We start from the raw sequence: 14,585 nt of genomic DNA, 5'->3' as shown, positions 1-14,585 counted from the left end.
CTGCCGTGAGCAAGCTGCCCTTCGTCGTCGTGGGCGAGGCCCTCGTCGACATCGTGGTGCCCCAGGAGGGCGAGACGTCGCACGCGGTCGGCGGATCGCCGATGAACGTCGCGGTGGGCCTGGCCCGCCTCGACATCCCGTCGCTGCTGATCACCCGGATCGGTGACGACGAGCACGGCCGGTGGATCGCCGACCACGTCCGGTCCAGCGGCGCGGACCTGGCGCCGACGTCGGTGGTGGCGGCGTCCACCACGAGTACGGCGACCGCCCGGCTCGACGAGCACAACGCCGCGACCTACGAGTTCGACCTGGTCTGGGACCTCGAGCACCACACCCTGCCCGAGGCACGCGGCCTCCACATCGGCTCGCTGGGCGCCAGCCTGCTGCCCGGGCGGCACGCCGTGGTCGACCTGCTCCGCCAGGCCGACCAGGACGACGTGTTCGTCAGCTACGACCCCAACATCCGGACGGCGTTCGTCGAGGACCCCGACCTGGCCTGGCGCGAGGTGCTCGAGCTCGCCGCGCTGAGCCAGCTGGTGAAGATCAGCGACGAGGACCTGAACGTGATGCGCCCCGGCGTGGACGTCGACAGCCTGGCCCGCGAGCTGCTCGCCGGTGACCAGACCGAGCTGGTGATCGTCACGCACGGCCCCGGCGGCGCCGCGGCGTACGCGGAGGGCTTCTTCACCTCCGTCCCCGCCCCGAAGGTGGACGTCGTGGACACCGTCGGCGCCGGCGACTCGTTCATGGCCGCCGCGCTCGCGATCCTGTGCGACTGGGACCTGCCCGACGACAGCCCCGGCGCGCTGACCGCCCTCGACGAGGACCACGTCCGGGTCCTGCTGCACGGGTCGATGGTGGCCGCGGCGGTCACCTGCTCGCGGCGCGGGGCTAACCCGCCGACGCGGCGGGAACTGCCGACAACCTGGCCCGGGTGACCTCCCGGGCGGCCCGCCGCTCGCGGTTCGCCTGCAGGGTCGCGGCGACCACGTCGAACACCACCGGGTCGACGGCCATGCCCAGGTGGCTGGTGCGCACCTCCACGGTCCTCGCCGCCGGGTCGAGACAGCCGCGCCAGTCGATCACGCCGTCGCGGCGCGAGAAGATCGACGTGAACGCCACCGACGAGTGGACCGGGCCGCGCGCCTGCTCCCAGCTGAGCCGGGCGCAGTCGCCGGAGGTGCAGTCCTCCCCCATCATCGTGCCGAGGCCGGCGCGGCGCAGCGCGATCACCAGCGCGAGGTCGAAGGCGAGCACGGAGTGGATCGCGCCGGGCGCCAGGATCGGGCTGCCCATGGTGACGATGGCCTCCACCAGGTCGGGGCGCCGTCCGGCGATCGTCCGGGCGAGCAGTCCGCCGAGGCTGTGCCCCACGACGGTCACCTTGCGGTCGCGCTTGATCGCGATCGCCTCGATCCGCCGTTCGAGGGCATAGGACGCCGCCTGGGTGCAGCCGACGTTCGCGTGCATCGTGGAGCGGTAGGTCCGGTAGCCGAGCCTGCGCAGGTACCGCGACATCAGCAGCAGCGAGGAGTCACCGGCCATGAACCCGGGGACGAGGACCACCGGGTCCACCGAGCGCACCGGGGTCAGGGTGGCGTACGGCGTCCGCCGGCCCGCGATCCGGTCGCCGGCGGTCCGTCGTACCAGCCGGGCCGCCTCGGCCACGGCGCTGCTCTCCCGCGCGATGGCGCGCAGCCCACGTGGTCCGGAGTACCCCGGAGGGCACAGGAACCCTCCCAGCGGTGATGCCACGGCAACCTCCCGGTCGTGGGACTGGTTGTGACTTTAACCACTCGCGAACCGCCGCAAACCTCGCGTGGCGGAACCGTTACGCAACGTCCGCCTCCTCGTGACCCCGTGCAGACTGCACGTAAACTGGTGGGTAACAACGTCGTGAGAGAGGCCTCATGTCGAACGTGCACCCCGCCCCGTCCGAGGAGCAGATGGCCGCGCTGCCCACCGGCGTCGACATCTGCTACCAGACCTTCGGCGACCCCGAGGGCGACCCGCTGCTGCTCGTGATGGGCCTGGGCGGGCCGATGACCTGGTGGAGTCCCGAGCTGTGCCAGCGCCTCGCCGACAACGGCTTCTACGTGATCCGCTACGACAACCGCGACACGGGGCACTCCTCCCGGGTCTCCGGCCGGATCAACCGCCGGATGATCGTGAAGTCCTTCGCCGGGCTCAGGGCGCGGACGCCGTACTCCATGCAGGACATGGCCGACGACGCCTTCGCCCTCCTCGACCACCTCGAGCTCGACGCCGCGCACGTCGTGGGAATCTCGATGGGCGGCATGATCGTGCAGACGATGGCGCTGAGCCAGCCCAAGCGCGTGCTGTCGATGACCTCGATCATGTCCACCACCGGACGCCGTACGGTCGGCTGGCAGGACCCCCGGCTGCTGCCCCTGCTCCTCGCCCGCCGCAGCCAGTCACGGGAGCACTACGTGGCGACCTCGGCACGGCTGTGGAAGATCATCGGCTCCCCGCTCTACCCCGACACCACCGAGGCGGTCCGCGAACGGGCCGCCGAGACGTGGGACCGCGGGGTCAGCGCGCCCGGCGTCGCCCGGCAGATGGGCGCGATCCTCACCCAGCCGGACCGCTCACGGGCGCTGCGCAGCCTGCGGATCCCGTCGCTGGTGATCCACGGCACCCACGACAAGATGGTGCACGTCTCGGGCGGCCGCGCGACGTCCCAGGCGATCCCCGGCTCCGAGCTGCTGCTGATCCCGGGCATGGGGCACGACGTCCCGGTCGCCCTGCACGAGACCTTCGTCGAGGCGATCCGCCGCAACGCCGACCGCGCCAAGAGCCGCCGCTGACCTTCGGGTCGGCACCGCGGTACGCCGGTCGGGCGCTCGAGCCGCCGTGCCGGCTCCCCGTGTCTGGCCCGAGTAGTTCGTGAGCAGATGGCTGTCCTCACGCCGGAGAACAGCCATCTGCTCACGAACTACCTGGCGCGGCCCCCTACCGCTCCCTGGGCTCCGACCTCGTGGTCGTGGTCTTCCTCGGCGCACTCTTCTTGGCCGCGGAGGTGCGCGCGCCACCCCGCCCGGCCGACGACGCGCCCGCGCTCTTCCTCGCGGCGGCCTTCTCGGCCGGGGCCTTCTTGGCCGGGGCCTTCTTGGCCGGGGCCTGCTTGGCCGGCGTCTTCCTCGCGGCGGCCTTCTTGGCAGGCGTCTTCTTCGCGGCGGCCTTCTCGGCGGCCTTCTTGGTCGGGGCCTTCCTGGCGGGCGTCTTCCCCGTGGCAGCCTGCTTGGCCGGCGCCTTCCGCGCGGCGGTCTCGCGCTCCGCGGCCTCCTCGGGCTCGGCCCGCGTCCCCTCACCGGGGACCAGCGCGACCAGCTCCGCCATCGCGTCCTGGAGGTAGCCGATCAGGTTCCACACGTCGGGCACCATCTCCCGGCACGCGATCAGGCCGAAGTCCAGGTCACCGTCGTAGGAGAACAGCGTGATGTTCAGGCCGCCGGTCATGTCGGTCACCGCCGAGACCGGGTAGACGCCCTCCACCTTCGCGCCAGCGATGTACAGCGGCAGCTGCGGCCCCGGCACGTTGCTGACGAAGAGGTTGAACAGCACGCCGGGGACCATGGCGAGCTTGAACAGCGCCCGCGCGGCGAGTCCCGAGAGCGCGGTGGGGATGACGTGGGCGAGGTCCTGGAGCAGAGTCGCGGGGACGGCGTCGAAGTGGCGCTTGGCCTCCTCCATCGACTCCTTCATGGACTGCAGCCGCTCGGCCGGGTCGGCCAGGTGCGTCGGCAGCTCGGCCATCATCACCGAGACCAGGTTGCCGGGCGCGCCGGCCTGGTCCTCGGTGCGGATCGAGACCGGCACGGCGACCACCAGCGGCGTGGTCGGCAGCGCGTCGTGGTCCAGCAGCCAGCGGCGCAGGGCTGCCGCGGTCAGGGTCATCACCACGTCGTTGACGGTCAGCCCGAAGTGGTTTTTCACCCGCTTCACGTCCGACAGCGGCACCGAGCCGTAGGAGAACCGGCGGTGCGGGGTGATGTGGCCGTTGAGCGGGGTGCGCGGCGCGTGCAGCGCCCGGTGCCCGACGTCCGGCGTGGAGTGCCCCAGCGCCCGGCCCACCAGCCCGGCGGTCTCGCTGACGAGTCGCGCGCCCGGGAAGTTCGCCGCGCCCGGCAGCTCGTCGAGGTAGCCCAGGGACTTGGGCACCGTGCGCAGCACCTCCACCGGGTTCACCGCGACGGCGGCCAGGCCCCGTCGTACGAGGTTGGCCGTGGAGGGGATCTTCCGGGGCACGAACGGCTCGGGCTCCGGCTCCACCTCGCGCGGCTCGACCGTGATGTCCATGATCGTCTCGAGGATCTCGGCGCCGGAGACACCGTCGATCGCGGCGTGGTGGATCTTCGTGTAGAACGCCGACTTCCCGCCTTCGAGGCCGGTGATGACGTAGGCCTCCCACAGCGGCCGCGTGCGGTCGAGCTGCCGGGCGTGGATCCGGGCGACCTGCTCGCCGAGCTGCTCCTTCGTGCCCGGCGCGGGCAGGGCCAGCTCGCGCAGGTGGAACTCGATGTCGAAGTGCGGGTCGTCCACCCAGTACGGGCGGCCCAGTCCGAGCGGCACCGGGACGAGGCGCTGGCGCAGCGGGGCGGCGAGGTGCAGGCGTGGCTCGAACACCGCGCGCACGGTCTCGAGGGTCCACTGACCGTCCGGCGCCGTTGACGGGTCGAGCACGACCAGGCTGCCGACGTGGCCGACCGTCGTGGGGGACTCGACGTTGAGGAACTGGGCATCGAGAGAGGTCAGCTGGCGCATTCGAACAGTCTGTCGCCGCGCCCGTACCCCTGTCACCCGTCTGTGACCGGTCGGTCACGAACGGAGGGCTATGCCTTCCAGCCGATCCGTCTGCGGGACTCCCCCGGCATCGCCTTGCGCTGCACGGACACCCCGGCCATCAGCGCGAAGCCCTTCACCCGCACCACCGGCGAGTCGGGGGTGATCTCGGCCGGCACCCTGTCACGCGTCTGGCTGAAGTCGCCCATCACCCCGATCCCCTCGACGATGACCTGGGTCCGGGCGTTCACGACGATGTCGATGCCGGCCATGATCGCGACGGCGGTGATGGTGGTCTCGCGTGCCTCGAGCTGCGCCTCCCGCAGGTCGAGCGTCACCCCGCCCATCATCGAGAAGGCGGTGTGCTCCGCGGGCACCCGCCACACCCCGCGCCGGGTGCAGTCGCCCAGGAAGGAGACCGAGGTGGTGTACGTCGCCGCCGGCACGAGCGGCTGCCCCAGGGGCACGCCCTGCGGCACCGCCGGGTGGTCCGTGGGCCGCACCGGCAGGTCCGCGGTGATCGGGACCAGGTCGGCGTACGTCTTGGCGGAGTACGCCGCCTCCAGCCGCTCGTCGAGCTCGTCGAGGTCGAGACGTCCCTCCCCGGCCGCCTGCCGCAGAAGCTCGGCGACCTGGTGGCGGTCGTGGTCCGAGACCCTCAGCTGTGCCGGGTCACGTCTCTCCATCCGTCCCTCCATGAGCTCAGCGTAGTCGGCTCGCCTATCCTCACTCCCGTGAGTAACGAGGCTGACTTCCGCTATTCCGACCTTCTCCCCACCGGCCGGGACGACACCCCGTACCGGCTCCTCGGCACCGAGGGAGTGAGCACGTTCGAGGCGAACGGCCGCACCTTCCTCCAGGTCGACCCGTCGGCGCTGCGGCTGCTCACCTCGGAGGCGATGCACGACATCGCCCACTACCTGCGTCCCGCGCACCTCGCCCAGCTGCGCAAGATCATCGACGACCCCGAGGCCAGCGGCAACGACCGCTTCGTGGCGCTCGACCTGCTGAAGAACGTCAACATCTCCGCCGGCGGCGTGCTGCCGATGTGCCAGGACACCGGCACCGCGATCGTGATGGGCAAGAAGTCCGAGGGCGTCCTCACCGGCGCCGACGACGGCGAGTGGATCAGCAAGGGCGTGTACGACGCCTACACCAAGCTGAACCTGCGCTACTCCCAGCTCGCGCCGCTGACCATGTGGGAGGAGAAGAACACCGGCACCAACCTCCCCGCACAGATCGAGCTCTACTCCACGCCCGGCACCGACGGGAAGGCACCGGAGTACAAGTTCCTGTTCATGGCCAAGGGCGGCGGCTCGGCGAACAAGTCCTTCCTGTTCCAGGAGACGAAGGCCGTGCTGAACCCCAAGCGGATGCTGGAGTTCCTCGACGAGAAGATCCGCTCGCTCGGCACCGCCGCCTGCCCGCCGTACCACCTCGCGATCGTGGTCGGCGGGACGTCGGCGGAGTTCGCGCTGAAGACCGCGAAGTACGCCTCCGCGCACTACCTCGACAACCTGCCCACCTCCGGCGACATGGCCGCCCACGGGTTCCGCGACCTCGAGCTCGAGGAGGAGGTCTTCAAGCTCACCCAGTCCTTCGGGATCGGGGCGCAGTTCGGCGGGAAGTACTTCTGCCACGACGTCCGCGTGGTCCGGCTGCCCCGCCACGGCGCCTCCTGCCCGGTCGCGATCGCGGTGTCGTGCTCCGCGGACCGCCAGGCGCTCGGCAAGATCACAGCCGAGGGGATCTTCCTCGAGGAGCTCGAGCGCGACCCGGCGAAGTACCTCCCCGACACCACCGACGAGAAGCTCAGCGACGACGTGGTGAAGGTCGACCTGAACCGGCCGATGGACGAGATCCGCGCCGAGCTGTCGAAGTACCCGGTCAAGACCCGGCTCTCGCTCAGCGGCCCGCTCGTGGTGGCCCGCGACATCGCCCACGCGAAGATCAAGGAGCGCCTCGACGCCGGCGAGGGCATGCCGCAGTACCTGAAGGACCACGCGGTCTACTACGCCGGCCCGGCCAAGACCCCCGAGGGCTACGCCTCCGGCTCGTTCGGCCCGACGACCGCGGGGCGGATGGACTCCTACGTCGACCAGTTCCAGGCCGCCGGCGGCTCGATGGTGATGCTCGCCAAGGGCAACCGCTCGGTGCAGGTCACCAACGCCTGCAAGGCCCACGGCGGCTTCTACCTCGGCTCGATCGGCGGCCCGGCCGCCCGGCTCGCACAGGACTGCATCAAGCACGTCGAGGTGCTCGAGTACGCCGAGCTCGGCATGGAGGCGGTGTGGCGCATCGAGGTGGAGGACTTCCCCGCGTTCGTCGTGGTCGACGACAAGGGCAACGACTTCTTCGCCGAGACCCAGAAGCCGATCGCGCTGACCGTGCGCACCCGCTCCGCCGAGAAGGTCTGACCGCTCCTCTGTAGGACACAACCGCACCCGTGTGCCGTTGTGGCACGCCCGCGCGCTCGGAACGTGTCACAACGGCACATGTGTGCCGGGATCACGGGCACCATGCAGGCCCGAGACCGCACACGAGAGACGAGAACGATGACCGAGTACGTCGAGCTGGCCCGGGCCGAGTCCGAGCGGGGCGAGGTCGTGCTGCGCGAGCGCCGCGACCCCGACGCCGGCGTCAACGCCCCCGCGGTCCTCGAGCTGCGGGTGAACGGGGTGTTCGTGATGGACACCCAGGAGACCAGCAGCGAGCGGGGCCTCGCCCGGGCGGCGCTCGCGAAGGTGACCGACCCGCGGCGCGTCGTGATCGGTGGGCTCGGCCTCGGGTTCACGCTGCACGAGGTGCTCGCGGACCAGCGCGTCGAGCAGGTCGTGGTGGTCGAGATCGAGGACGCCCTCGTGCAGTGGATGCGCGACGGGACCGTCCCGCACGGCCCCGCCTACCTCGCCGACCAGCGCGTCTCCGTGGTCGCCGCCGACATCCGGGTCGCGATGGCCGAGGCCACCCCGGCGGCGTACGACCTGGTCCTGCTCGACGTCGACAACGGCCCCGGGTTCCTGGTCCACGACGACAACGTCGCGCTCTACCAGCGGACCTTCCTGGAGCAGGCCCGGGCCTGCCTGAGCCCGGGCGGGGCGCTGGTGATCTGGTCGGCGGCGGAGTCGCCCACGCTGCAGAAGGAGATGCGCGAGGCGTTCGGCAACGCCGTCGCGGTGCCCTTCGAGGTCACCCTGCAGAGCCGGGACGAGCAGTACTGGATCTACCTCTCCCGCGTCGAGGCATAGCCACCGCCGCCGCGGGTAGTGTCGCGGCATGGACGGATTCCGCACCGAGCACGACAGCATGGGCGAGGTCCAGGTCCCCGCCGACGCCCTATGGCGGGCGCAGACCCAGCGAGCCGTGGAGAACTTCCCGATCAGCGGCAGCACCCTCGAGCCCGCGCACGTCCGCGCACTCGCGCAGGTCAAGGCGGCCGCCGCGAAGGTCAACGCCGAGCTGGGCGTGGTGGACGAGACGATGGCCGCGGCGATCCGTGACGCCGCCGCCGAGGTCGCCGACGGTCGGCACGACGACCACTTCCCGGTCGACGTCTTCCAGACCGGCTCCGGGACGTCGTCGAACATGAACATGAACGAGGTGCTCGCCTCGCTCGCACAGCGCGCCGGGGTCGACGTACACCCCAACGACCACGTCAACGCCAGCCAGTCCAGCAACGACACCTTCCCGACCTCGATCCATGTGGCCGCGACCGCGGCGACCACCCACGACCTGGTCCCCGCCCTGGACCACCTCGCATCGGTGCTCGAGGGCAAGGCCGAGGAGTTCAAGGACGTCGTCAAGGCCGGCCGGACCCACCTGATGGACGCCACGCCGGTGATGCTCGGCCAGGAGCTCGGCGGGTACGCCGCCGCGGTCCGGCTCGGCATCGAGCGGCTCGAGTCGGTCCTGCCACGGGTTGCGGAGCTCCCCCTCGGCGGTACGGCGGTGGGAACCGGGATCAACACCCCCGAGGGGTTCGCGGCGAAGGTGATCGCGGAGCTCGCCGCGTCGACGGGGCTGCCGTTCACCGAGGCCCGGAACCACTTCGAGGCACAGGGCGCGCGCGACGCTCTGGTGGAGCTCTCGGGCCAGCTGCGCACGGTCGCGGTGAGCCTGACCAAGATCTGCAACGACCTGCGCTGGATGTCGTCGGGTCCGCGCACCGGCTTCGCCGAGATCAACCTCCCCGACCTGCAGCCGGGCTCGAGCATCATGCCGGGCAAGGTGAACCCGGTGCTGCCCGAGGCAACGCTGATGGTCTGCGCGCAGGTGATCGGCAACGACACCGCGGTCACCGTGGCCGGCGCCTCCGGCAACTTCGAGCTCAACGTGATGATGCCGGTCCTCGCCCGGAACCTGCTCGAGTCGATCCGGTTGCTGAGCACGAGCAGCCGCCTGCTCGCGGACCGCTGCGTCGCCGGGATCACCGCCAACGTCGAGCGGATGCGGACCTACGCGGAGTCCTCCCCCTCGGTGGTGACGCCGCTCAACCGCTACATCGGCTACGAGAACGCCGCCAAGGTCGCCAAGAAGGCGCTGGCGGAGGAGAAGACGATCCGCGAGGTCGTCGTGGAGATGGGCTTCGTGGAGCAGGGCGACCTGACCGAGCAGCAGCTCGACGAGGCGCTCGACGTCGCGCGCATGACGAGGCCCTGACCGGGAGCCGGTCAGGGCCTCGTCTCACGCCGGGTCGCGCGCCGCAGGGCGCGCCCAGGGGCTCAGTACCAGTTGTTGGCCTGCTTGAACTCCCAGGCGGCGCACGGGCTGCCGTAGGAGTCCCGGATGTAGCCCAGGCCCCACTCGATCTGGCTCGCCGGGTTGGTCATGTAGTCCGCCGGCAGGTTGTCGTGGGTGCCGCCGGTCAGGGCCTGCGGGATGCCGTAGGCCGTGGACGTCGGGTTGTCGGCGTTCATGTCCCAGTCGCTCTCGCTGACCCACAGGGAGTCGAGGCAGCTGAACTCGCCCTCGGAGAACCCGAACTCGGGCAGCATCTGGCGGGCGATGTCGCGCGGGTCCTGGCTGGCCAGGTCCTCGGTGCGGGTGACCTGGCCCCCCGAGGCCTGGTCGAGGGCGCGCTCCTTCTCCACGGAGGTCCGGCGGTCGGACCGGGAGACGGTGTCGGAGCCACGGTCGGACAGCCCCGCGGGGACGGGCTGGTCGGCCTGCTCGGACTGGGCCGCGGCGATGGTGGCGGCCGCGGAGTCGGCGGGGGCCTCGTCCTTGACCACGACGCCGCCGGTGACGGCGAGTCCGGTCGCGGCGACGGCGACACCGGAGTAGAGGACTGACTTGCGAAGGCTTCTCTTCAGCGCAGGTTCAGCGGGTGCGTTCCGGTGTCTCGGAACGTACGTATCGCGTTTCGGCACAGACGATCTCTCGCAAACGGTTGACTACAAGGTCGGAGCCCGGGGGGCGCTGGGCAAGTTCTCCACCATCCCGGATGTGCTCCACAGGTGCAAATCGTCCGTCAGCGTACACGTCGTGTTCTACGACACAACACGGTCAGGTCATATCACCGAAACCCGGAGGACCCGGGCGGACTCGGGCGGCAGCACGGGCAGGCGGACGCCGGCAGCACCGAGCACCGACCCGGGGAGGACCAGCGGCTCCCCGCCGAGCCACGACTGCCCCATGTCGACGAGCGGTCCGCCCTCCTCGGGACCGATCCGCTCCACGGCGTACCGGCGGTCCGGGTCGAGTCCCGGCAGCCGCACCGGCAGGGGTGTCTGCGTTGCCGAGCTGGCGACCGTCGCGAGGACGTAGACGGCCTCGGCCCGGTCCCGGGACACCACGCCCGTGACGAGCAGGGCCGGGTCGGGGTGGTCGCCGCGCACCAGCAGCCCGGACCCGACCAGCTCGCGGACCTGCTTGTACGTCGCGATCCAGCCGGCCAGCTCCTCGCGCTCCTGCGCCGGGACCACGGAGATGTCCCACTCCACGCCGAAGTGGCCCAGCAGCGCGGTCGCCGCCCGGAAGCCGAGCCGGTGCCGGCGGCCGGTGGTGTGCGCCTCCGGCCCTCCGACGTGGGTGCCGACCAGCTCCGGCGGCACCAGCAGCGTCGTCCACCGCTGGATGTGCTGGCGCTCGAGCGCGTCGATGGTGTCGCTGGGCCACACCCGGTCGGTGCGCAGCAGGATGCCGGCGTCGACACGGCCGCCGCCGGAGGCGCAGGTCTCGATCTCCAGGTGCGGGTGCTCCCCCTTGAGGTCGTCGATCAGCGCGTAGAGCGCGCGGGTCTGCCCGTGCACGGCGGGGCGCCCGGCGTGGGAGGTGTCGACGAGGTCACGGTTGTGGTCCCACTTCAGGTAGCTGATGTCGTACTCGTGCAGGAGGGCGCCCAGCGCGTCCCGGATGTGGCTGAACGCGGCGGGGTTCTGCAGGTCGAGCACCTGCTGGTGGCGCCACTCCGGGGGCAGCGCGGAACGACCTCGCAGCACCCAGTCGGGGTGCTCGCGGACCAGGTCGGAGTCGAGGTTCACCATCTCCGGCTCCACCCAGAGCCCGAACTCCATCCCGAGCCCGCGGACGTGGTCGACCAGCGGGTGCAGCCCCTGCGGCCAGACCTCCGGGTCGACGGTCCAGTCGCCGAGGCCGGCGTAGTCGTTCCGGCGGCCCTTGAACCACGCGTCGTCGAGCACGAACCGCTCGACGCCCACGGCCGCACCGGCGTCGGCCAGCCGGCTGAGCTTCTCGAGGTCGTGGTCGAAGTACGCCGCCTCCCAGGTGTTGAGCATGACCGGACGGGTCGCCGGACGGCGCCGGGCGCTGCGGCGCACCCACGCGTGCAGCCGGTGGCTCATCGGGTCCAGGCCCTCGCCGGACCAGGAGCCGAGCAGCCACGGCGTGGTGTACGCCTCTCCCGGCGCGAGCACCAGCTCGCCGGGCCCGAGCAGCTCGTGCGCGCCGAGCAGGGACTCCCCCTCGGGGGTGCGCTCCGCGTAGTGCACGTGGTCGCCGCTCCAGGCCAGGTGCACGCCCCAGACGCTGCCGGTCCGGAAGCCGAAGGAGGGCGTGCCCGCCACCATCACCAGGGTCGCGTCGTGCCCGGTGCGCCCGTGCCGTCCCGAGCGCTGCCAGGTTCCCTGGGCGAACGGGCGCCGCTGCGGGGAGCGCTCGCGGGTCCAGCGGCCGGTCAGGTCGAGCACCTCCGTGGCCTCGGGTCCGACCGGCAGCACGCAGCGCAGCGCGCTCACCGTGTAGTCACCGGGACCGGTGTTGGTCAGCGAGGAGCGCGTCATCACCACGCCGTCCTCGTCCATCCCGACGGTGAGGGCCACGGTCAGGCCGCTCTCCTCGTCGGCCGCCCGGAGGTTGGCGGTGTGGCCGTCATGGGTCAGGCTCCAGGCGTCGAACCGCGGCGCCCAGGGCCCGGTCGCGCCGGCCCGGACCCCCTCGACGGCCGGGGTCCCGGTGAAGCCGGTGACCGTCTCGGGCAGCGCCGCGAGCCAGCGCGGCTGGTCCAGCGCGCTGTGCGGCACGGTCGGGGTGCGCGCCCGGACGATCGCGGCGACGTCGTCCTCGCCCAGGTCCCCGAGGTCCGCGCCCCAGTGCAGCAGCACCGGCACCGTGGCCCCCTGGCCGTCGTCACACACGGCGAGCAGCAGGCTGCTGCCTGCTGCTCGCCGGTAGAACGAGTCGTGCGTGAGGCTCACCCCTTGACCGCTCCTGCCGTGAGGCCGCGGACGAAGTAGCGCTGGAGGCCGAAGAACACCAGCAGCGGGACGAGCATCGAGATGAACGCGCCCGCCGTGAGCAGCTCCGCGCCCTGGCCCTGGGTGCCCAGCAGGCTGGCCAGGTTCACGATCACGGTGGACTTGTCGCCCGACCCCAGGAAGAGCAGCGCGATCAGGAGGTCGTTCCAGACCCACAGGAACTGCAGGATCGCGAACGCCGCGAGCACCGGCACCGACATCGGCACGATCAGCCGCCAGAACGTCTGGAAGTGGGTCGCCCCGTCGATCTTGGCCGACTCGATCACCGTGCGTGGCAGCGTGCTCATGTAGTTGCGGATCGTGTAGATCGCCAGCGGCATGCCGAACCCGGTGTGCAGGATCCACACCGCGAGGTACTCGCCGTTGATGTCCAGCCCGTCCGGCCCCAGCAGGGTCAGCAGCGGGACGAACGCCGCCTGGATCGGCACCACCATCAGCGCCACGATCAGGACGAACAGCACGTCCTTGCCCCGGAAGCTCATGAACGTGAAGGCGTACGCCGCGAAGGCGGCGAACATGATCGGCAGGATCGTCGCCGGCACCGCGACCACGATGCTGTTCACGAACGAGCCGGCCATGTCCTTCTGGGTCAGCACGTTGCTGTAATTGCTGGTGGTCCACGTGGTGTCGAAGAAGTTGAACAGCGCGGTCCACCAGCCGTTGCGCTCGATGTCGATCCGCGGACGGAACGAGCTGACCAGCAGCCCCAGCGTCGGCACGGTCCACAGCAGGCAGAGGAAGGTCATGGTCAGGATGGAGAACCAGCTGCGCTTGCGTCCACCCTCCGTGTTGGCGCTCATCGCTCTGTCTCCTCTCGGCGGAAGTGCCTGACCTGGTAGATGAGCACCGGCATCACGGCGATCAGCAGGATCACCACGATGGCCGACGCGATCCCGTTGTCCCCGGTGCGGAAGATCTCCTGGAAGAACAGGTTCGCGATCACGTTGGTCCCGTCGCGACCGTTGGTGGTGACGTAGACGATGTCGAAGATCTTCAGCACCATGATCAGCACGGTGATGAAGACGGTGATCATCGTGCCCCGGATCTGCGGGATCACCACCTGCCGGAAGATCTGGAACTCGTTGGCGCCGTCGATCCGCGCCGCCTCGATCGTCTCCTCGGGCACGCCCTTGATCGCCGAGGACAGCAGGATCATCGAGAAGCCCGCCTGCAGCCAGATCACGATCACCATGAGCAGGATGTCGTTGAGGCTGAACGTCGAGACGCTCAGCCAGGCCACCGGCTCCACGCTCGCGCCGACCAGGTTGCCGAGGCCGACCCAGATCGCGTTGAGCAGGCCGGTCTGGGTGTCGCCCGGCGGGTCGTACTGGTAGATCAGGCTCCAGATCGCCGCGGCACCGACGAACGAGATCGCCATCGGCACGAAGATGAAGCTCTTGGAGATCTTCTCGCCGTTGGTCGAGAGGTTGTCGGCGAGCACCGCGACCACGACCCCGATGACCACCGTGACGGCGGGGACGATGATCAGCCACAGGATGTTGTTGAAGATCGACTCCTGGAAGTCGGGATCCTGGAAGACGTCGATGTAGTTCTGGAGGCCGACGTACACCTCGCTGTCGGCGTCGGCGAAGCTGAAGTTGATCGTCTGCACCGTCGGGTAGATCAGCATGACGCCGATCAGCAGCATCGCGGGCAGGAGGAAGGCGTAGGGGATGACGCCCTCGGAGAAGCGCCGGGGGAAGCCCTCGACCACCATGTTGATGAAGTAGAACAGGAGCGCCGCCCCGCCGACACCGGCGATGACCGCGATCACTCCCTGGAGCAGACGGGGGATGTCGTCGGCGAACAGGGCCAGCGCCTGGAACACCGTGACGACCACGTACAGGGAGACCACCAGGCCGACGGTGCCCACCGCCAGCTTGACCTTGCGTTGCTTGCTGTTGACGGCCTCGATCTCCTCGTAGGTCCGCCCGCCTCGCCGAGGGGCGGGCGGGGGAGGCGGCTCCGCCACGCTCGCGCTGTCTTCAGACTTCGTGGACACCTGCTTCACGACCCTTCCTTAGCCGGTCGCCTCCTCGGCGACGGCAGTGCGGGAGCTCACTGGGG

The 14,585-nt window shown here is 70.6% G+C and carries 12 protein-coding genes; 5 read left to right on the top strand and 7 right to left on the bottom strand.

The annotated features are described in order from the left end of the window. Positions 1-5 precede the first annotated feature (5 nt). On the top strand, positions 6-938 hold the full coding sequence (locus K1X13_RS10760; protein ID WP_221025063.1) for a PfkB family carbohydrate kinase: 933 nt from the start codon (positions 6-8) through the stop codon (positions 936-938). Here the strand turns inward: K1X13_RS10760 and K1X13_RS10755 are convergent. Beyond that, complete coding sequence (locus K1X13_RS10755) at positions 892-1,755, bottom strand: esterase/lipase family protein (RefSeq protein WP_221025062.1); 864 nt, start codon at positions 1,753-1,755, stop codon at positions 892-894. The genes K1X13_RS10760 and K1X13_RS10755 overlap by 47 nt on opposite strands. A 155-nt stretch (positions 1,756-1,910) precedes the next feature. Between K1X13_RS10755 and K1X13_RS10750 the strand changes: the two genes are divergently transcribed. Continuing rightward, positions 1,911-2,828: an alpha/beta fold hydrolase gene (locus tag K1X13_RS10750; protein WP_221025061.1), complete on the top strand. Its 918-nt coding sequence runs from the start codon at positions 1,911-1,913 to the stop codon at positions 2,826-2,828. 145 nt (positions 2,829-2,973) lie between these two features. Here K1X13_RS10750 and K1X13_RS10745 read toward each other — a convergent pair whose 3' ends face one another. Continuing rightward, the gene (locus K1X13_RS10745; protein ID WP_221025060.1) at positions 2,974-4,785 is read right to left on the bottom strand and encodes a WS/DGAT/MGAT family O-acyltransferase; all 1,812 of its coding nucleotides are present in this window, start codon (positions 4,783-4,785) and stop codon (positions 2,974-2,976) included. A 68-nt stretch (positions 4,786-4,853) separates the two neighbouring features. Then, positions 4,854-5,489, bottom strand: a complete 636-nt coding sequence (locus tag K1X13_RS10740) for a DUF1707 SHOCT-like domain-containing protein (RefSeq protein ID WP_221025059.1) — start codon at positions 5,487-5,489, stop codon at positions 4,854-4,856. 48 nt (positions 5,490-5,537) lie between these two features. Between K1X13_RS10740 and K1X13_RS10735 the strand changes: the two genes are divergently transcribed. The 3 genes from K1X13_RS10735 (at position 5,538) to K1X13_RS10725 (ending at position 9,462) form a co-directional block, all read left to right on the top strand. After that, complete coding sequence (locus K1X13_RS10735) at positions 5,538-7,220, top strand: fumarate hydratase (protein ID WP_221025058.1); 1,683 nt, start codon at positions 5,538-5,540, stop codon at positions 7,218-7,220. A gap of 138 nt (positions 7,221-7,358) precedes the next feature. Then, positions 7,359-8,051, top strand: a complete 693-nt coding sequence (locus K1X13_RS10730) for a spermine/spermidine synthase domain-containing protein (protein ID WP_221025057.1) — start codon at positions 7,359-7,361, stop codon at positions 8,049-8,051. 28 nt (positions 8,052-8,079) lie between these two features. After that, positions 8,080-9,462 carry a class II fumarate hydratase gene (locus K1X13_RS10725; RefSeq protein ID WP_221025056.1) on the top strand — a complete coding sequence of 461 codons (1,383 nt, stop codon included), beginning with the start codon at positions 8,080-8,082 and terminating at the stop codon, positions 9,460-9,462. A gap of 62 nt (positions 9,463-9,524) precedes the next feature. Here the strand turns inward: K1X13_RS10725 and K1X13_RS10720 are convergent, their stop codons facing one another. The 4 genes from K1X13_RS10720 to K1X13_RS10705 all read right to left on the bottom strand — a co-directional run bounded on the left by K1X13_RS10720 (position 9,525) and on the right by K1X13_RS10705 (position 14,529). Next, positions 9,525-10,034: an aggregation-promoting factor C-terminal-like domain-containing protein gene (locus tag K1X13_RS10720; protein ID WP_225914940.1), complete on the bottom strand. Its 510-nt coding sequence runs from the start codon at positions 10,032-10,034 to the stop codon at positions 9,525-9,527. A gap of 279 nt (positions 10,035-10,313) precedes the next feature. Then, positions 10,314-12,458, bottom strand: coding sequence for an alpha-galactosidase (locus K1X13_RS10715; RefSeq protein ID WP_221025054.1), 2,145 nt, complete (start codon positions 12,456-12,458; stop codon positions 10,314-10,316). Then, positions 12,455-13,318 carry a carbohydrate ABC transporter permease gene (locus tag K1X13_RS10710; RefSeq protein WP_221025053.1) on the bottom strand — a complete coding sequence of 288 codons (864 nt, stop codon included), beginning with the start codon at positions 13,316-13,318 and terminating at the stop codon, positions 12,455-12,457. Before K1X13_RS10710 ends, K1X13_RS10715 begins: the two co-directional genes overlap by 4 nt. Continuing rightward, the gene (locus tag K1X13_RS10705; RefSeq protein WP_308249505.1) at positions 13,315-14,529 is read right to left on the bottom strand and encodes a carbohydrate ABC transporter permease; all 1,215 of its coding nucleotides are present in this window, start codon (positions 14,527-14,529) and stop codon (positions 13,315-13,317) included. Before K1X13_RS10705 ends, K1X13_RS10710 begins: the two co-directional genes overlap by 4 nt. Between the last annotated feature and the right edge of the window lie 56 nt (positions 14,530-14,585).

The sequence above is a fragment of the Nocardioides jiangsuensis genome (assembly GCF_019679455.1).
GTDB classification, from domain to species: domain Bacteria; phylum Actinomycetota; class Actinomycetes; order Propionibacteriales; family Nocardioidaceae; genus Nocardioides_C; species Nocardioides_C jiangsuensis.
Note: the sequence above shows the minus strand (reverse complement) of the source record. Positions and strands in the feature narration are given on the sequence as shown.